Annotated in this window: 15 protein-coding genes; 5 read left to right on the top strand and 10 right to left on the bottom strand. The window is 54.0% G+C overall.

What is annotated here, in order from left to right; genetic code table 11:
- Positions 1 to 2 precede the first annotated feature (2 nt).
- Positions 3 to 1,187 (top strand): acyltransferase, encoded by a 1,185-nt coding sequence (locus tag BLU70_RS01920; protein ID WP_074691508.1) that lies wholly within the window; start codon positions 3 to 5, stop codon positions 1,185 to 1,187.
- 39 nt (positions 1,188 to 1,226) lie between these two features.
- Here the strand turns inward: BLU70_RS01920 and BLU70_RS01925 are convergent, their stop codons facing one another.
- Positions 1,227 to 3,176 carry an AMP-binding protein gene (locus BLU70_RS01925; protein ID WP_074691510.1) on the bottom strand — a complete coding sequence of 650 codons (1,950 nt, stop codon included), beginning with the start codon at positions 3,174 to 3,176 and terminating at the stop codon, positions 1,227 to 1,229.
- A gap of 148 nt (positions 3,177 to 3,324) precedes the next feature.
- On the opposite strand from BLU70_RS01925, the gene BLU70_RS01930 reads away from it, so the two are divergent.
- On the top strand, positions 3,325 to 5,019 hold the full coding sequence (locus BLU70_RS01930) for a M3 family oligoendopeptidase (RefSeq protein ID WP_074691512.1): 1,695 nt from the start codon (positions 3,325 to 3,327) through the stop codon (positions 5,017 to 5,019).
- A 726-nt stretch (positions 5,020 to 5,745) separates the two neighbouring features.
- Here BLU70_RS01930 and BLU70_RS01940 read toward each other — a convergent pair.
- Both BLU70_RS01940 and BLU70_RS14315 read right to left on the bottom strand, forming a co-directional pair.
- Positions 5,746 to 6,417 carry a 3'-5' exonuclease gene (locus BLU70_RS01940; protein ID WP_006447140.1) on the bottom strand — a complete coding sequence of 224 codons (672 nt, stop codon included), beginning with the start codon at positions 6,415 to 6,417 and terminating at the stop codon, positions 5,746 to 5,748.
- On the bottom strand, positions 6,414 to 7,439 hold the full coding sequence (locus tag BLU70_RS14315; protein ID WP_052012317.1) for a putative nucleotidyltransferase substrate binding domain-containing protein: 1,026 nt from the start codon (positions 7,437 to 7,439) through the stop codon (positions 6,414 to 6,416). The genes BLU70_RS01940 and BLU70_RS14315 overlap by 4 nt, the downstream gene beginning before the upstream one ends.
- Before the next feature lie 114 nt (positions 7,440 to 7,553).
- Here BLU70_RS14315 and BLU70_RS01950 point away from each other — a divergent pair, with 114 nt between their 5' ends.
- On the top strand, positions 7,554 to 8,882 hold the full coding sequence (locus tag BLU70_RS01950) for a glutamine synthetase family protein (RefSeq protein WP_074691516.1): 1,329 nt from the start codon (positions 7,554 to 7,556) through the stop codon (positions 8,880 to 8,882).
- 26 nt (positions 8,883 to 8,908) lie between these two features.
- Here the strand turns inward: BLU70_RS01950 and BLU70_RS01955 are convergent, their stop codons facing one another.
- On the bottom strand, positions 8,909 to 10,198 hold the full coding sequence (locus tag BLU70_RS01955; protein ID WP_218129478.1) for an ammonium transporter: 1,290 nt from the start codon (positions 10,196 to 10,198) through the stop codon (positions 8,909 to 8,911).
- A gap of 359 nt (positions 10,199 to 10,557) precedes the next feature.
- Positions 10,558 to 11,901 carry a cytosine deaminase gene (codA, locus tag BLU70_RS01960; protein ID WP_074691520.1) on the bottom strand — a complete coding sequence of 448 codons (1,344 nt, stop codon included), beginning with the start codon at positions 11,899 to 11,901 and terminating at the stop codon, positions 10,558 to 10,560.
- A gap of 276 nt (positions 11,902 to 12,177) precedes the next feature.
- Between codA and BLU70_RS01965 the strand changes: the two genes are divergently transcribed.
- A complete protein-coding gene (locus BLU70_RS01965; RefSeq protein ID WP_074691522.1) occupies positions 12,178 to 13,569 on the top strand; it encodes a purine-cytosine permease family protein in 1,392 nt (463 codons plus the stop codon).
- Positions 13,570 to 13,622: 53 nt separating this feature from the next.
- On the opposite strand, the gene BLU70_RS01970 is transcribed toward BLU70_RS01965, so the two are convergent.
- Complete coding sequence (locus BLU70_RS01970) at positions 13,623 to 14,597, bottom strand: aldo/keto reductase family protein (protein WP_074691524.1); 975 nt, start codon at positions 14,595 to 14,597, stop codon at positions 13,623 to 13,625.
- A 163-nt stretch (positions 14,598 to 14,760) separates the two neighbouring features.
- Here BLU70_RS01970 and BLU70_RS01975 point away from each other — a divergent pair, with 163 nt between their 5' ends.
- Complete coding sequence (locus tag BLU70_RS01975) at positions 14,761 to 15,420, top strand: HAD family hydrolase (protein WP_074691526.1); 660 nt, start codon at positions 14,761 to 14,763, stop codon at positions 15,418 to 15,420.
- A gap of 56 nt (positions 15,421 to 15,476) precedes the next feature.
- Here the strand turns inward: BLU70_RS01975 and BLU70_RS01980 are convergent, their stop codons facing one another.
- Genes BLU70_RS01980 through BLU70_RS01995 form a run of 4 tightly spaced genes read right to left on the bottom strand, consistent with a single transcriptional unit; the run spans position 15,477 to position 19,314 of the window.
- Entirely contained in the window at positions 15,477 to 16,433 is a 957-nt protein-coding gene (locus BLU70_RS01980; protein WP_040289575.1) for an ABC transporter ATP-binding protein, read from the bottom strand.
- Positions 16,423 to 17,409, bottom strand: a complete 987-nt coding sequence (locus BLU70_RS01985) for an ABC transporter ATP-binding protein (RefSeq protein ID WP_074691528.1) — start codon at positions 17,407 to 17,409, stop codon at positions 16,423 to 16,425. The genes BLU70_RS01980 and BLU70_RS01985 overlap by 11 nt, the downstream gene beginning before the upstream one ends.
- A gap of 1 nt (position 17,410) precedes the next feature.
- Positions 17,411 to 18,301 carry an ABC transporter permease gene (locus tag BLU70_RS01990; RefSeq protein WP_232302132.1) on the bottom strand — a complete coding sequence of 297 codons (891 nt, stop codon included), beginning with the start codon at positions 18,299 to 18,301 and terminating at the stop codon, positions 17,411 to 17,413.
- A 47-nt stretch (positions 18,302 to 18,348) separates the two neighbouring features.
- On the bottom strand, positions 18,349 to 19,314 hold the full coding sequence (locus tag BLU70_RS01995; RefSeq protein ID WP_074691530.1) for an ABC transporter permease: 966 nt from the start codon (positions 19,312 to 19,314) through the stop codon (positions 18,349 to 18,351).
- Positions 19,315 to 19,316: the final 2 nt, after the last annotated feature.

Below are 19,316 nucleotides of genomic sequence, written 5' to 3' on the forward strand. Positions count from 1 at the left end.
GCTTGGCGCGGCGGTATTTGCATGAGATTGACCTCATGCGCGCATTTGTCATCCTCGGTGTATTATCCGTGCATACGACGTCTTTTTTTAATGTGCTCAACAACGACATGACACCCGGCTTTTTAACGCTTGGCGCACTGATTACGACCATGCATTACACGCGTGAGACGTTCATGTTCGTCACGGGACTCGTCTTATTTATCACGTATTATCGAAACCCATTTAATCCACTGGTGTTTTGGAGAAAGCGCTTTTTGCTGATTGCCATTCCCTACATCATATGGACACTTGCCTATATTGCATTCGTGGGTTTGTTAACGCCCGGCTTCGACTGGTCGTGGTCCGTCCTTTGGCCTGCCATCGAACACAATTTACTGACCGGAAACATGTATTTTTTATATTTTCTTGTTGTATCCATGCAACTCTATATCGTATTCCCCTTTCTGCTGTACATGTTAAGAAGGTGGGAAAAGTACCATATTCACATTCTCATCGCGAGCTTTGTCCTGCAAATTAGTTTGATGTGGTTAAACAAGTACGCGCTTGGCAACGTCAACACAGCAAATTTGTCAAAAGTGCTCTATGATCTATACCAATATCGCGATCGAAACATTATCATGTATCAGTTCTGGTTCATTTCCGGTGGCATCCTTGCTTGCCATTATGATCGCGTGGCGGCTTTTATCTATCGACATCGCCGTGCGCTATTCGTGTCCCTGGGAATTGGCGTGTGCCTGGTGTGGGGGTATTACTTTTTGGAACGCTTGGCCGTTGGCGAGAGCGAGGGTTCGGCGGAACTTGTGCTACAACCCATCATGGTTCCATACAGCCTGCTCGTGACATTGGTCTATTGGTATGCTGGCATGTCTTGGGCCAAACGAATGGGCCGCCCTGGGTGGCGCCCGTTCAGCAAATTCGTCAAGGTTGCGGGCAACACGTCGTTTGGCATCTACCTGGCCCAACCGTTCCCGTTATACCTGATGGAACTGACGGTCAACCATATTGATGGCCTTGGTATTCCGACGTGGCTCCACTACGCCCTGCTGCCGGTTTCCATCTTATTTGTCTATTTCTCATCGATGCTCATTTCGTATATCTTTGGCAAAATCCCGCTTCTCACGTATACAGTCGGCAGGCGTACACAATGGCGCCGCCACAAACACGAAGCAGTTCAGCATGCAGCATAAAACATTAGGGGGCCAAGGCACTTGGCCCCCGTCGTATGATTACCTCACATCCGCCAAGATCAGGCTGCGCAACGATACGTAGTCCGTCTTCCCGCTTCCAAGGAGAGGAAACTCATTGATGGTGCGCAACTCACTTGGCACATGCATCCGAGAATAGCCTGATTCCTCGACAATCTTACGCATCGGTGCCAACGTCAAACCAGCGACCGTCGTGATCAGCAAAATTCGCTCTCCTCGCACCTCGTCAGGTACCGTGACCGCGGCAAAATCGGGGCTGTCATAAGCGCGAGCTGCCAACTGTTCCACAAGATTAAGAGACACCATTTCACCTGCAATTTTCGCAAAGCGCTTGAGGCGCCCAATAATCGTGACAAAGCCATCATCGTCCACCGTGACGACGTCCCCAGTGTCATACCAACCACTCTGTTCCACGTATCCCTGGCCGTGCAATAAGTAGCCCTTCATCACGTTCGGGCCTTGCACGTGCAGCACACCACCCTCTGGAATTCCATCGACGGCAAGAAGACGATAGGAAATGCCGGGCAAAAGTCGCCCAACCGTCCCCTGGCGATGGTTGATGGGTGTATCCAAACACAGGATAGGCGACGTCTCAGTTGCACCATATCCCTGCATAATTTGCAACTGGAACTTTTGCAACCAAGCGCGCTCGACTTCGGGTTTCAATCGCTCAGCCCCGACGACCGCATAGCGTAGCGATGCAAATTGTTCAGGTGTGGCGTTTTGTCCATATTTCTCCAAAAACGATGACGTCCCAAAAAGAATGGTGGACCGTTCTTCCCCTGCCAATTCGGGAATTCGTTTGTAGTGCAAGGGCGATGGGTATAAGTAGGTCTGTATTCCGGCCAGGAGCGGCAACAAAGCTCCGGCTGTCAGACCGAATGAGTGAAACATTGGCATCGCGTTCAACATTCTATCCTGCGTTCCAAAGTCGATAACCGATCTGGTTTGTTGAACGTTGGCATAAATGTTCTCGTGAGACAGTACCACTCCACGCGGCTTGTATTCACTGCCCGACGTAAATAAGACCAGTTCGCGCAAGCCCTTGCTCGCGCGTGCCCGGCGCTTCCATGCGAGCAGTCCTTGCACTTTTTCGAACACGGAAATACGGTTGCGCACATCCTCCATTTCGTGAACGGACAGACGGACACTCAGCGCTGCCTCGACATCTTGCAACTGACCTTTTTGAATAAATTCGCGCGATGTTAGGACTGTGCGTAAATCGGCCGTCTCGCAGGCATCGAGAATCGTCTGAATTCCACTTGAATAGTTGAGCATCACAGGTGTGATCCCCGCATAAAACAGCGCGAAGAGGACGACCACTTGACCAATGGAGTTGGGCAATAACACTCCAACGCGCTCCGTCCTGGCAAACATGCGACGAAACGTCGTCCCGAGTACATACGAGTTCAGCAGGATCTCGCGGTATGTGGCCTTACCGCTGATATCCTTGCAAATCACGCGCTCCTCTCCATAGTACCTGGCGGAACGAACCAGCTCATCGAACAAATTGACCTCCGTATCATCTCGTCTACCAAGATAACTCATCAACAGAAATTCCTGTAACTCGTCGAGCGTTTTGCGCGCATCTGTCAAAGGCAAAGCCTCACCCATACTCGGAAGGCGCGTATGTCCATACACAGGAATCAGCGGAACTTGGCGGCGAAATGCATAGCTTGCTACCGCCTGAAACGTCGCTTGATCCGTATCAAGGGCGACAAAGACGGGTTTTCCGTCTTTTAGATTGCGGATGAGTGGCGCAAACGAGCGCGGCTCCGCGGCGTGTATGAGAACCGTCCCCCTGTTGCGCAGGAATTCTCGATAGCGCGCCTGTACCATCTCGTTCACACAGATAAGCACATCTCGAGGTACTGCCTCTAACACTCTGCGAAAATCTGTGTGAATCGTTACGTTTAATAAGTAGATTGCACATCTTTCCGTGCGAAACGGCATATCCGATAACGCTTTCATACTCATCTCCTTGTGATCCCTACGGCGATATGTGGCACCAGTTTAGCACGCCTGTACGCAATTCGACACACTGAATTTCTCCGCACTGGTATAATTGTCTAAGGCTGATCTTCGCGATCGCGCTGAATAGCGAAACGGAGGAATCCCAATGAAATTTTCTGAAATGACGTACGAACGGCCAAACATGGGCGACATCTCGTCGCAGATGAAAGAGCGTATTGCTGCATTGTCGCGCGCTGAAACGGCCGACGAACAACTCGAACAGATTGCGGCCATCAACAATCTTCGCAATCACTTTATGTCAATGGCTGAGCTTGCATCCATTCGCAACTCCATTGATACGCGCGACGAATTCTATAAGGCTGAGAAGGAATACTTTGATACGGTATCGCCAGAGATGGAAGCTATTGAAACCGAGTTTCGTGAGGCCTTGTTAGCTTCACCGTTTCGCGCGGAACTGGAAAAACACCTGGGCGCCCAACTATTTAAGCTTGCTGAGGTGCAAAAGCGGTCATTTGGCAACGCCATTGTAGCGGATATGCAGGAGACAAATCGGCTGGTGACGGAATACAACGCACTGGTCGCAAGTGCAAAAATCCCATTTGAAGGGAAGGATTTGACACTCAGTCAAATGGGACGTTATCTGAATGCGCCGGATCGCCATGTCCGACGATCGGCTAACGAGGCGCGTTACGCCTTTTTCGCGAAGCACGAAGAAGATTTTGATAGACTTTACGACGAGATGGTGAAATTGCGCACGCGCATGGCTCGCCAACTCGGCTACGACAACTATGTGCAGATGGGCTACGACCGCATGAATCGAACCGACTATGGCCCAGCGGAGACGAGGCGGTTTCGCGACCAAATCAAGCGACACATCGTCCCGCTCGCGGAATCACTGCGCGAGCGACAACGGCAGCGCCTCGGCCTCGACAAACTGCAATATTACGATCTCGCTCTTCACTTCCCAACGGGCAATCCGGAACCAAAGGGAGATCCCAGCTGGATTGTCGAGAACGGGAGGCGGATGTATCGCGAGCTATCTCCCGAGACAGACGCCTTTTTCAAGTTCATGGTCGACAACGAACTGCTTGATCTGCAGAGCCGCGACGGCAAACGTGTCGGAGGTTACTGCACCATCATCCCGTCCGCCAAAGCTCCATTTATCTTCGCAAATTTCAATGGAACAGCGCATGATGTCACCGTGCTTACGCACGAAGCAGGTCACGCGTTCCAAGCGTTTGAGTCGCGCAATCTACCGTGTCCGGAGTACTATTTCCCGACGTCGGAGGCGGCTGAAATTCATTCGATGAGCATGGAGTTCTTTACGTGGGATTGGATGAATCTGTTCTTTGAAGAGGATACAGAGAAATTCAAATTTTATCATTTGAGCACTTCGGTGTTGATGATTCCGTACTTTGCAGTCGTCGACGAGTTCCAGCACTTCGTCTATGAAAACCCGACGGCTCCCCCACAGGAGCGCAAGGCGTACTGGCGAGAGTTGGAACGCACCTACTTCCCAAGCCGTACGTACGAGGAAAACGAATACCTCGAACGCGGTGGCTACTGGCACCAGCAACTCCATATTTTCAATTACCCGTTTTACTACATTGATTACGGCCTGGCACAAGTCTGTGCACTGCAGTTCTGGACCAAAATACAGTCCAACAAAGAACAGGCGTGGAAGGATTATCTCCACCTGTGTCAATTGGGCGGCAGCCGTTCCTTTGTCGAGCTCGTACAAGCCGCGAATCTACGTTCACCCTTTGATGAGAACTGCATTGAATCCATGATTGGCGACATCGCCAATTGGTTGGACAGCGTCGACGACAACGCCCTGTAAAATATGGCGCCGCCGCTTCCTTAGCGGCGGCGTGCCATCCACCAAAAGCCAACGACGATTGCGATCAATAATATAAGAAGAAACGGGATATGCCGAGCGATGGAGTAACCTATGCCCCAGCCGAGGCCATGCACAACACCCCGAGCAAATTCGTGACCAAATCCTGACCCAAAACTGGAGTACATGTGATGGGAAAATCCATAGGACCGAATTAGCAACTAGCTATCCACTCCATTCCAAACCAACTTCGCGTCATTCATACAAGAAATCCAACCAAATCCGGCCTACTGGATGCTAGATGTCGACAGAAGGCAATCCCCTATGAAACCTTCGCCGCGCTTGCACAGGTATGTGTGCCGCGGTCTGCTCGGCAGCGGTGCGTGCCGCCACCCGCGCTCACCAATGCGCAGATCGTAAAGGAAGAGCAGGCAGCCGTCAATACATGAATGAGGGTGATACCGACAAATCTCTCCATCCCCCGTCTATCCAGTCCGGGAGTGTCCATCCTACAAGCACGGCCGCACCGCCGAACACCACGATGACCAGTTCGTGTCCCAACGCATACAAAAGCGACAGCATAAACCCTCGCCGCCGCGTCGCTGCCGCCCTGAAAAATCGGTGATTGCCGCAATGGGATCCCAATCTACCCCATACCGAAACCCGAGTGTTCCTCCAAGCCACATCCTCGCCAGTCACATCATGTGCGTCATGCCGCTCCTTCCCCTTTCAACCCATCGCCCGCGCGCTGGCCCAGTCGATCACGTCGACGACCGTGCGCAAACCCAGCTTTTCGCACATCTCCATCTCCCGGCGCCAAACTTCGGCGGTCATGCGCACATCGGCGTCTGCCTGATGGCGATGTTTCACCTCGACGCCAAGCCACGCACAGACTTCCTCCAGTGTCGGCGTTCGCGAAATGCGAGCCAACGCCTGTGCCACGACCGCCGTGTCGATGGCGATGGGGCGAAGTTTGAGCCGCCAAAGCAGCCGCGCTTGGCGCTGCAAAAATGACAGCTCGTGCCGCGCGTGGTGCGCAATCCACACGCGGCCAACGGCCATCCCGAGGACGTGGCGAAGGACACGCTCGAGCTCTTTGCCGGAATGCAACGCTTCCGGCGTCAAGCCTGTCAAACGCCAGACGGTGTCCGAAACGCCGGCGAGATCGTCATGCCGGACGAGTTCGTAGTACATCTCGCTCAACCCCTGGCGCCCGGTCATACACGCGGCCGCCACCGACAAGATGCGATCCGCCTCTGCCGAGAAGCCTGTCGTCTCGAGATCGACAACGAAGTAATCGGTGGCAGCCAGAGGCCGCTCCCACAGGCGGGCCGCTGGATCAACCAAGCCAAGCGTGAGTTGGTCCGACTCCTCCTTGCGCGCGGTAAAAAACCATTTCATCGCGCCCCCCTCGGCTTTCGGAAACGCCGGCAAACCAACTGTTCCAATCGTTTAGCAGTACGCAAATGAACTTGCAAGCAATCCCGCCACGCTTGTGGCATTCGTCCTTTTTCCATACGTTCTGCGTTTGTGCCCGACCTGGCAGCCTGGGCGTGCAATCGAGCGCGCAGCCGCCAACCGAACCACAACGCATCCCTGACCGCCGCGGCAAACACCGGTTCCATCATCTTCGCCTGTGTGAGCTCCTCGACGCGCGCCATGGTTGCCACCGCTTGCACATCCCCGGCAATGGCGAGCAGGCGGATGGCGTGGACGATGGGCGCTAGCAACTGCTCTTTGACGTCAAAGAATTCTCCTTCCGCCGCGGCCTGCCACTTGACGCGACCGAACGGATGGAGGCCAACCGTGCGCCGGATGCCCAAGTGCGCCATTTGCCAGAGAAAAAAGGGCGACGCGGCGAGGAGGGACCGCACGGTGACAGTGATGCCCTGCCACGGTTCACAAGGGGACAGCGGCGTCGCGTCCATCGCCATGAACAGGTAGCGCGCGCTCTTCCAATCAGGAAAGGCGTAATACTGTTCGATCCGACTGTACCAATCGGCGGGCGTGCCAAACCATCGCGGATTCGGGCCCATGACGTTGCCCCGGCACGGCTGGAAGCCGAGGGCTGTCATCGTGCGGACGAACTGCTGCAGCGGACCGACCGCCTGTGCGAAGGAAACGGTCCCGTCGCTGACAATGGCAAAGTCGAGGTCGCTGTGCGGCAAGTCCTCGCCGCGCGCTGCCGAGCCAAGCCGAATGTACGTGAGCCCACGCCGAATCGAATCAGGTACAAACGTCTGCCAGCCAAATGCGAGTAGTTGCTCGCGCTGCTGTTGGTAGGCGTGCAACCATCGCGAGAAGGGAGCGTGATCGAACGGCGATTCGGTATCTTGTAGAACCGCGTCCGACCACGCTGCGCCAACATTGGCGGCACGCGCGACCTCCAAATTTGGAACTTTGACAATCACCGGCAACTTCACGGGCAGACCTCCTGGAAACGCTCGGCTTACGGCCACATCTGTGCAAACATGACAAATTGCATTATGATGAACCCAAATGGAGCGGCCAAAAGGCCAGGCGCGGAGGAATCGAAGATGAAACGCCAGACAACTGCGGACGACCTGACATCCCTGGCGCAAGCGGCAGGTGTCCGCTTTGTCCGCCTGCAATTCGCGGATCTGTTCGGTACGGTCAAAACGGTCGAAATACCTGTCGCCAGTCTTGCGCAAGCGTGTACAGAAGGCGTGCTGTTTGACGGTTCGTCGATTCACGGCTTTGCCCGCGTCGAGGAATCTGACATGTACCTGTGCCCCGACACGGGTACTTGGGTCCTGCTGCCCTGGCTGGACGAAACCGGCCGCCCACTTGCTCGGATGATTTGCGACATCAAACTACCTGATGGCTCTCCTTTTGCGGGCGATCCGCGGGCCATCCTGAAACGCGCCGTCGCCGACGCGCAAGCGTGCGGTTTCGAAACTTTGTCGCTCGCGAGCGAATTGGAATTTTTCCTGTTCCCGCTCGACAACGACAGCCAACCCGTTCTCGTCGTGGACGATCGCGCTGGCTACTTCGGTAACGACCAAGAGCAGGCTGCTGCTCGCTGTCGCCTTGACATGGCAAACGCACTGGCGAAGCTCGGCATCCCGCTCTTCGGCACGCACCATGAGACCGCGCCGTGCCAACACGAAATCGACATCGCGCCGCTACCGGTCGTGCAGGCGGCAGACGCACTGGTCACAGCCAAAATCGCGATGCGCACCGTCGCGCGGGAACACGGCCTGTACGTGTCGTGGATGCCAAAGCCCTTTGCCAGTTTTGCCGGTTCTGGTCTCCACGTGCGCTTTCAAGCGAAACGGGCCGGTATGGATGATTTTCGAGATGTGCTCTGCGACGGTACCGTTGGTTGCGGTAGCAGTTTTATCGCAGGCCTAATTGATCACGCCGCGGCGCTCACCGCGATCGCCAATCCCCTGGTCAACAGCTACAAACGGCTGCAACCGGGATCCGAAGCACCGATCTACGCATTTTGGTCGACGCGGCATCCGATGCCGTTCGTGCGAGCCGCGATGGACGCCAACGGCGCCGTATCGATTGAACTCCGGTCCCCTGATCCGAGCTGCAATCCCTACCTGGCATTCGCCGCAGCCATTGCCGCCGGGACGGACGGCGTCCGCCGCCGCCTGACCGCGCCCCCTGCGCTGTTCCAGTCGGCAACGGCCATGACGGCGGAAGAACGTTTTTTGCGTTCCATCCCACGCCTCCCAATCAATCTCGAAGATGCGCTAGCCTTCCTGGAAGAAGACGAAACCATCCGCGCTTGCCTCGGAGAACACGCGGTCACCCATTACGTCGGTGCGAAAGCCGCCGAGTGGGAGGCGTACAGCAGAACGGTTCATGCTTGGGAGCACGAGCAGTATCTCTGAATGTGAGCGGTCAGCCCTCTGCACCGTTACGAATCATGCCCGAACGTTTGGCCAGAGGCTCCGAAATATTTTGGCAGTTCGCTCGCGGTCAAAGTCTCCGGGTATGCCGACTCGCGGTGTAAGGCGAGATCGAGACCCATGATCTCCTCTTCCTTGGTCACCCGAATGTCTATGAGTTTGTCGACCACCCAAAGTAGAATGAACGTGCCAATACCGGAGAACAGCCAGGTCGCAACGATTCCCGTCAACTGCAGCATCACCTGATGCGCATTGCCATGGATCAACCCATTGGCACCCGCCGAATTCACGGTGGTCGAGGCAAATATGCCGGTCGCGAGCGCCCCCCATGTGCCGCCGATGCCGTGGCCACCGAACGCGTCCAGAGCGTCGTCGTAGCCTAATTTCGACTTCATAAACGTCGAGGCAAGATAACAAATCGCGCCGCCAAGAAGTCCGAGTACAATCGACCAGCCGGGTGAGACGAAACCGGCTGCCGGAGTGATTGCGACCAGCCCTGCGACAGCTCCGGCGCAAGCACCAACGAGTGTAACATGACCGGTGCGCAGTTTCTCGGCAATCATCCAACCGACCGCAGCCGCGGCTGTGGCGGTATTCGTCGCAAGAAACGCCTCGGCCGACAGATAGTTGGCGGCAAGAGCACTGCCTGCGTTAAAACCGAACCAGCCGAACCATAGAAGTGCAGTACCAAGCAAGACGAACGGCACATTGTGCGCTTTAATCTCCCCCGACCCATGTTCTGCACGACGGCCGAGATACAAAGCGGCCACCAGCCCCGCAACACCCGACGAGATGTGGACGACAGTCCCTCCTGCAAAATCCAATACGCCGAGCGTGTGCAACCAGCCACCTGCGCCCCACACCCAGTGCGCCAGCGGATCGTAAATGATGGTTGCCCATAGGACAATAAAGACGACAAACGATGCGAACTTGACGCGCTCTGCCAAGCCGCCGACAATGAGCGCCGGTGTGATGATGGCGAACATCATCTGGAAAATACTGAATACCATATTCGGGATGGTACTAGCATAGTCGGAGTCTGGAGCGGCGCCGACCCCCCGCATCATAAACCAGCTTAGGTTGCCGATGATGTGGTGGACATCCGGCCCAAAAGCCAGGCTATAGCCAATAACAACCCACTGCAATGAAACCACCAGGATGACGGATACAACCTGTAGCATCGTCGTAATCACGTTTTTGGTGCGAACGAGGCCACCGTAGAAAAATGCCAAGCCGGGCGTCATGAGCAATACGAGTGCGGAGGATGCGAGAATCCAAGCAGTGTCACCCGAGTTGATGGGCGTCGTAGTGGCAGCAAAACTGGTGCTTGGGAACAGAATGATGCCCAAGCATGCGGATAGAATCCAAGGCCATTTTGACCCAAGCCGCGTCTTCATCTCCGTCTCCACTCCTTATCCTGAATTTTTTCATAACATTACATAGAAGGCGGGGTGGTGTCAACGAATTATGTAATGTTTTCTAACATAAATGAAAATAACGTTTTACCAAACGGATGAGTAAGGGGGTTTTTCGAGTATTTATTGCAATAAACTTTACATCACGTAGGGTGAGACTTCGTATAAAAACCGAGTCTGCCGAAAGCCACAGCTCCAGCAAACTCGGTTATCGGGTTTCCTGCCGTTTTCACATGTGAACGTCAAACTCTAGGTTCTGATGCCGACACTGGCGATCCAGTATGCATACGAAAGTCGACACCATATCCGCCTTCTCCAACCACCCCATCGCGCGACGTCCAATATACGCGGCGCTTGACCGGATCCGTTTTCGCCACCACCATGCCATGACTCATGACGAGCTCGGCAGGTGGCATGCGCCGCAGGAGATCCCACTTGTCATCCGCATCGACGAGCAACAACGACGCAGGCTTCCCGACCTCAATGCCATACCGGTCCTCAATCTGCAACGTCTTCGCGGATCGATACGTCACCATATCGACACAGGCCATAGCCTCTTGACGCCCAGTCATCTGCCCGACATGCATAGCCATGTGTGCTACCTGAAGCATGCTTCCAGTACCAAACGAGTACCATGGATCCATGATATCGTCGTGGCCAAGGCACACATTGATGCCCGCCTGCCATAACTCTTTTACACGCGTAAATCCGCGCCGTTTCGGATAACTGTCAAAACGCCCCTGTAGTGTAATATTGATTAGTGGATTGGCAATAAAATGGATATCTGCCTTGCGCAGAAGTCCGAACAATTTATAGGCGTATGCGTCGTTGTAGCTGCCCATGGCCGTCGTGTGACTTGCCGTGACGCGTTGGCCCATGCCCCGCTCCAACGCTCGTGTCGCAAGGACCTCGACAAACCGCGACTGCTCGTCGTCGATCTCGTCACAGTGCACGTCCACCAAGCGATCATATTTTTCGGCGAGATCGAAACACGCGTCGATCGAGCGAACGCCGTACTCTCGCGTATATTCGTAGTGCGGAATGGCACCAACGACATCCGCACCTAAGCGCAGGGCTTCTTCCAAAAGTTCGAGTCCGCGACCATTCTGATACGAATAGATGCCCTCCTGGGGAAACGCGACGATTTGGATATCGACAACACCGCGGACCTTCTCCCGCAACTCCAGCAAGGCCTGCAACGCAGTCAAGGTCGGATCCGTCACATCGACATGTGTGCGAATGTGCAACGTGCCTTGTGCCATCATCCACTGCAAAGCCTCGTCGACTCTCGTCAGTACGTCCTCTCTTGTCAAGTACGGCTTGCGCTCGCTCCAGCGCTGAATGCCTTCAAACAGGGTGCCACTTTCATTCCAACGCGGTTGTCCCGCCGTCAACACGGAATCCAGGTGGATATGCGGCTCGACAAACGGCGGCATGGCAAGCAGTCCCCTGCCTTCTATCACCTGACCGCTGTATGTTCGCGTTCCTGCGGTCACAATCTCCGCAATATGACCACCCTGAACGCCGATATCAAAATTCCCTTCGCGCCCCATGATACGAACATCCGAAATCCAGACGTCAGACATGCGGCCACCTCCTCCGTACAGAGAGACTTTGTCCAGCTCATCCTAACACTGCGCACAAGCTAACCACAAATGCCACCCTCCCCAGATATCTACATAAGGCCTGCGGCAACCGGAAAACATACTTTGGCCGACGCGTTTGACCAACACGAAATTTGGCCTCGACGTCAGATTGATTACCATCCGATATTGACGACTCGTACGGGCATTGTCATAGTAACAGCGTCCAACGATTGAATGAGTTGGAATAAAGACAGAATGGTAAGGAGGCGTTTCCACATGTCGTACGCGGATACATCTGATACCTACGGCTCGGAGGTATTACATGTCGAGCCACATGGAATCGATCCGATTCCCCAATCAGAGCGTCACGGCCGGGTCAGCAGCTTGTTCACACTCTGGTTCAGCGCAAACCTGGAGTTTGCCACATTGACGACCGGAGTTCTTGGCGTTGGCGTATTCGGACTGTCGTTTTGGCAAGCAGCCGTTGCCATTGTCATAGGTACGGTCGTGGGTGCACTCGCCATCGGTTTCCTCACGACATTCGGCTATCGTTGGGGCTTGCCACAACTGATTCAGTCGCGAGCTGCATTCGGCTACTTCGGCAATTTTTTGCCTGGAATACTCAATTTCCTCTGTGGGATCGGCTGGTACACGGTCAACACGGTTCTCGGCGTCTACGCCTTGCAGTGGTTACTACCCATCGGCTTCCTACCAAACCTGATCATTATGATCATCCTGCAAGCCATTATCAGTATTTACGGGCACAACATGATTCACTGGGTCGAACGCGTAGCAGTACTGATTTTGCTGGTCATCTTTATTTTGGTCAGCGTTTATGCGTTTCCACATATTCATTTCAACATCGCGGAGAATCCGCATGCTTCCGCGTTCTCTGGCACTTCCGGTTCCATGATTTTGTCAATTGCGATCTCGCTCTCCTACATGATGGGATGGATGACCTACAGTTCAGACTATAGCCGTTACTTCCCGCGGGATACGAAATCAACGAAGGCTTTCGCCGCTGCGTTTTGGGGCAACGTCATTCCGGCAGTTTGGCTCGAGTTGCTCGGTACAGGGCTATCGACTTTCACATCCGTCAGCAAGCCGACCGACCTGGTGTCTGGCATCCTGCCACACCCACTCGCCATTGTGACCATGCTGGCGATCATTCTCGGAACCATCACCGCAAACGTCATCAACATCTACTCGGGATCCATCTCACTCCTTTCCATCGACGTGGGCATTGTTCGGGCAGTTGCACCGAAGCGTTGGGTTGCGGCACTCTTGGTTGGCATCCTGGGCGGCATTCTGTCGTACGTCGGCGGCCAGTCTGGTTACTACCAAAATTATAGCAACTTCTTGTTTGTTCTTGCATACTGGATCAGCCCCTGGGCCGCCGTCGTCATTGGCGATTACCTGCTCGTCCGCCGCCACCGGGATGAGATTGACGATTTTTACGATAAGAACCGGCCGCTGCGTGTAGGGTTTTGGGCATTTCTAATTGGTTTTGCCTGTTCCATACCCTTCTTCAACCAAGTCATGTATACCGGATACTTTGCGAAACACTATCCGCAAATCGGCGACATCTCCTACTATGTGAGCTTCGTTGTCGCGTTTGTTCTGTACGCACTATTTGCAAACCGACAAACCGCCCAAGTCAGACCGTAGACACGATAACAGGCGCCCGCACGACTCACGGGCGCCTGTTGTACAGAACTGTATCACCAAATCGGCACGAATCCCTCGATTTCGTGCAGGACTTCATCAATCTCACGCAAGGTATCCGGTGTCAACTCTAACTCCACCGCCTTGACGTTCTCTTCCACCTGCGCGATTCGGCTTGCCCCAATGATCGCCGATGCAACGTTTTGCTGGCGCAATGTCCAGGCAATCGCCAATTGCGACAACGAGGCCCCCAGCGACTTTGCGATGTTCTCCAGTTTAACCACACACGTCAGCACATCGTCGCGCAAATAACTACGAATCCAGTGATTTGTATGATCATTTGCAGCCCGGCTTTCACTAGGCACTTGACTACCTGGACGGTACTTACCGGTGAGAACGCCTTGCGCTAGCGGTGAAAACACAACCTGCCCGACGCCTAATTGTGCACAGGTCGGCATGACTTCCTTCTCGATATAGCGGACGAGCATATTATAAATCGGTTGGTTCGAAATAATCGGGTGGAGATTGCGTTTATCGGCTATTGCAATGGCTTGTCCAATTTGGGCCGCCGACCATTCGCTGACGCCTGCATACAAAATTTTGCCTGCTCGAATCAGATCGTCCAACGCATACAGTGTCTCTTCCAACGAAACGGTGGGATCGAAGCGATGGCACTGATATAGATCGATGTAATCGACACCTAACCGTTGTAAACTCGCCTCACACTGTTCGATGATGTGTTTACGCGACAGGCCGCGGTCGTTAGGCCCATCTCCCATGGGAAAGTATACTTTCGTCGCAAGGACATACGACGCTCTCGGATATTTCCGCAATGCTTCACCAACGACCAACTCGGCTTGACCACGGTTGTATGCGTTGGCCGTATCAAAAAAGTTGATACCGAGTTCATAGGCGCGATCGATACAGGCGATAGCCGTTTCGCGCTCCGTAGCGTTTCCGTATGTCAACCAACTGCCGAGGCCCACTTCACTGACGCGTAGCCCACTATTTCCAATTTGGCGATACCTCATGAGATCACCCTCTCGAAAGCGTGCATGTGATTTTCATATTGTAAACGGTGACGCAAGAATCCGAAAACATTGCTTCTCTCAGCATAGCGTGCTACGTTCGTAAATGACGTCAAATACCGATGGCAATTGTCCCCGTGCCCTCAGCTTAAAGGAGCCTATGTCCATGATTCGAGGCATCGTGTTCGACTTCGATGGAACTTTGATCGACACCGAATCTGCCTGGTACACCGCCTTTTGCGATCTCTACCAGCAACATCGGGTAGAACTTCCACTTTCCTTGTATGCACAGTGTATCGGGACAAGCAATGACGCATTCGACCCAGTCGCACACCTGATCGCATCTGCAGAAATACCCATCACCAAAAGCGAGATCGAGCAGTTTATTCAGCGCCGTCACAATGAGCTTATGCGTGAAAAAAGCTTACGACCCGGAGTGAAGAAAACCATAGAAACGGCTCGTACACTGGGTCTCTGCATTGGTCTTGCAACGAGTTCACATCGGGCATGGCTCGATCCGTTTCTCGAACGTCTGGGCATCGCGGATGCCTTCGATTGCATCCGCACCGCAGATGATGTCAAACGCGTCAAACCTGACCCAGCCCTCTACGAACTCACCCTTGCCTGCCTGGGACTAAAGCCAGATGAGGCTGTTGCCATTGAAGATTCTCCGAACGGCGCCCTCGCGGCCGTGCGTGCCGGAATGCATGTGCTATGTATTCCAAACGCCGTCACTTGTGAGCTTCCGTTCCCCGAAAATTGCAGCCATGTATCGTCTTTGGACGAGATCGATTGGCCAACCTGGCTGCAAGAACGCAATGTGTAGGATTCGTGGCGATGCAAAAACCCGGCCGCATATGCCGCCGGGCTTTGCCTGCTTCTTCAGTTTGCCAAGTGACATGTGACCGAGTGCTGACTGCCAACCAATTTACGCTCTGGTTTCTTTTGACGACAAACGTCAGTTGCAAAGGGACAACGCGGATGGAATGTGCATCCGCTGGGCGGGTTAAATGGCGACGGTATTTCGCCCTGAATCGATGTCAGCGCCTGGCGTTTGTCCGCGTCTTCTGGCATCTTCAAAATGGACTGCAGCAACACCTGGGTATAAGGATGCGTCGGGTTGGCGAACAACTCTTCGGCCGGACCCTGTTCCACCACTTCACCGAGATACAACACGGCTACTTGGTCACTGAGGTATTCGACTACGGCCAGATTGTGCGAAATGAAGATGTACGTCAGATTGAAGTCCTTTTGCAGTTCTTGCAACAATTGAATGACCTGAACCTGAATCGACACGTCCAACGCCGAGATGGGTTCGTCGCATATAACCAGCTTCGGATTTAACGAAAGCGCACGGGCGATGCCAACGCGTTGCAACTGGCCACCTGACAACTCATGAGGAAACGCGTACTTCACCACGGTTGACAAGCCAACGCGTTCAAGCAGTTCGTCGACGCGCTTTTGCCGCTCTGCCTTGGTTCCGATATTGTGAATCGCCATTGCGTCCTCAATTGCAGCGCCTATCGTCATGCGTGGACTCATGCTAGCTTGCGGATCCTGAAAGATAATCTGCATATCTCGGCGCAAAGGGCGCATCTGTTTCGGCGACAGCTTTGTGATGTCCTGGCCGTTAAAGACGATACGCCCCTCGTTGGCATCGAGCAGGCGAAGCACTAACCGTCCAAGCGTCGATTTGCCTGAACCACTTTCGCCGACGAGTCCCATCGTCTTGCCCGCGTCCAGCTGGAACGACACTTTTTCAACCGCATGCAGTTCTCGACCTTGCACGCGAAACCGCTTGGATACTTCCTCAACTTGCAGCAATGGACTAGATGGCATGAGCGAGGACCTCCTCCGCACGATGGCATGCGACATGGTGATTGGGACTGATTTCCCGCAGTGCCGGTAACTCAGACCTGCATCGCTCTGTGGCAAACGGGCAACGCGATGCGAAGGAACAACTCTTGGGCGGTTCAGTGAGCGTCGGTGCCATGCCAGGAATCGGCGACAATTGGCGATCGCGCTGGCCTATTTCGATAATGGAATTCTTTAATCCCATCGTGTACGGGTGAGCGGGTTGGAGCAGAAACTGACGAGTGTCTGCCATTTCCATAATCTGTCCAGCATACAGAACGATGATCCGGTCGCAGAAGTTGGTCGCGACACCGAAGTCGTGCGTGATCATCGCAATGCTCATCTGCTTTTTTCTACGTTGTTCTTGCAACAGGGCAAGAATCTGCATTTGAACGGTCACATCAAGTGCCGTCGTCGGCTCGTCCGCAATCAGCAGTTGCGGTTCACAAGCGAGCGCGATCGCAATCATAATGCGTTGGCGCATTCCTCCTGAAAACTCATGTGGATAATTGCGAAAACGCGCTTTGGGCTCAGGAATGCCCATTTCATGCAAGAGTTGCAACGTGCGTTCAAACGCCTCGCGGCGTCCAGCGTATTGATGTGTCAACATGGATTCCATGATTTGATCGCCAATCCGCATGACTGGGTTCAAACTCGTCATCGGATCCTGAAAGATGACACCGATGTCGCGCCCGCGAATATCCTCCAATTGCCGGGGGCGCATTTTGAGAAGATCATGCCCCTGAAACTTTGCAGTTCCCGCCATAATCTTTCCGTTTTCCCGAATAAGGCCGAGGGCGGACATCAAGGTCACCGATTTGCCGGATCCGCTTTCGCCCACGATGCCAAGAGCTTCGCCTTCGGCGATGGAAAAGCTCACGCCGTTGACGGCGAACACCTCGTCTTCACCGCGATCGAACTGCACGCGTAAATCGTCAATTGCCAATAATGCCTCTGCCATCTCACATGCCTCCTTTCGGATTGAACGCTTCTTGTAAGCCGTCGGCTACAAATAGGAAGGATAGCAGCGTGATGGCGAACACACCGGCAGGGAAATAGAGCAACCAGGGGAAGCCAAGGATATTAGCCCCTGCCTGGGCTAGCATATTACCAAACGATGGCATAGGTGGATTTAGCCCCATGCCCACAATGCTCAATCCTGCTTGCGCAGTCAAATCGTACGGAATGCCAAAAGCCAGTGACACCACCATGCTTCCGACGACGTTGGGAAACATGTAGCGACGCGCAATGTGCCACTGCGGCGCTCCCAGGGCGCGAGCCGCTTCCACCATCTCGCCATTTCGCATGGAGAGGACCAGCGAACGAATGAGACGGGCATAACCCGCCCAACCAGGGACACCGATGGCGAGAATCATCGGGAAGATGCCCTTGCCGAGCAGTACCACGAGAATGAGGGCGAAAAAGAACGACGGCAACGCAAACATGAAATCGACGGCACGCATGACAATCATGTCGATGATGCCTCCGGACAAGCCCGCCCATAAGCCCAGCACAATGCCAATGAGGAAACTTACGCAGGTCGCGCCAAGCGCAATCTCAAGCGCGTATCGAACGCTGTACAAGATTTGACTGAAGACGTCGTACCCCACCGTGTCTGTACCGAACAAGTGCTGCCACGATGGGCCGGAATGCATGTGTAGAAAATCCGCATAGGTATAACTGTACGGCGCAATCCAAGGGCCGATAATCCCTATTATGAAAAAGAGGATGACCCAGCCGAGTCCGGCCACCGCAAAACCATTGCGACGATATCGCTGCCACGCGCGGTACATCGGCGAATTCTTCCGTGCCCGGCGCACTGACTGCTGGGATTGTGATACGGCAATTGCCACGTGAACATTCCTCCTATCCCGGCTTTGTCACCTGCGCAACGCGGCACTCACTGCAATTTGACTCTTGGATCCATCACCGCGTATATGACGTCAACAGCCAAATTCGTCAACATGATGGTTGCGCCCAAAATGAAGACCGCCGTGATGGCCAATGGGAAGTCAAAGTTTGTGAACGCCGTCGAAATCACCTTGCCGAGACCGGGAATGGCAAAGATGTTTTCAACCCATACAGCACCGACCACCGAGAATGCAAACTGAGGACCTATCACGGTGATGAGCGCGGTGAGCGAGTTCTTTACTCCATGTTTAAGAACAAGAGGCCAATACTTGACACCCTTCGCTTTCGCAGTGCGAATAAAATCCTGCCGCATGGTTTCGATCAGGCTACCTCGCATGTAGCGGGCTACCACACCGATGTTTCCTGCAGCGAGCGATACCACGGGCAACACAGCTTCCGGCACGGTTCCCCATCCTGTAACAGGAAGCACGTTTTGCCACTCCACACCAAAGAGCAATACGAAGATAACCGCCAAGACGAACGACGGAATAGCCTGGCCGAACATAGAAAGAGTCGTAACCAAGTAATCAACCCACGTATTTCTCTTAATTGCAGCAATAATACCCATAGGTATGCCCACAACTACCGACAAAACCACCGATGAAAAAGCTAGAATCACGCTGATAGGCAGAGCCGTCTTCAGCTGGGACATGATGCTAAGCGTCGGATTTTGCATTGAATTACCAAAGTTAAGTGTAAAAGTATGCCACTCGTAGAGAAGCACCTGATGCCAGAGTGGAAGATTGAGTCCATACCTGAGCTGAAACTGCTCCATGAGTTTCTGGTAGGCAGCCGGATCCTGAGCCGCAAGCGGAGCGAGCGACGACGCAAGCTGCGTCGTGTTCATGAACCCTCCCGGCGAGCAATACATCATGATATACGAGATGGCAATCACAGCCGCGAGCGTGATCACAATAGCCACAAAGCGCTTGGCGAAAAATTTGGCATAGAACATCG

Origin of the sequence: Alicyclobacillus hesperidum (genome assembly GCF_900107035.1) — a bacterium.
In the GTDB taxonomy this organism is placed as follows: Bacteria; Bacillota; Bacilli; order Alicyclobacillales; family Alicyclobacillaceae; genus Alicyclobacillus; species Alicyclobacillus hesperidum.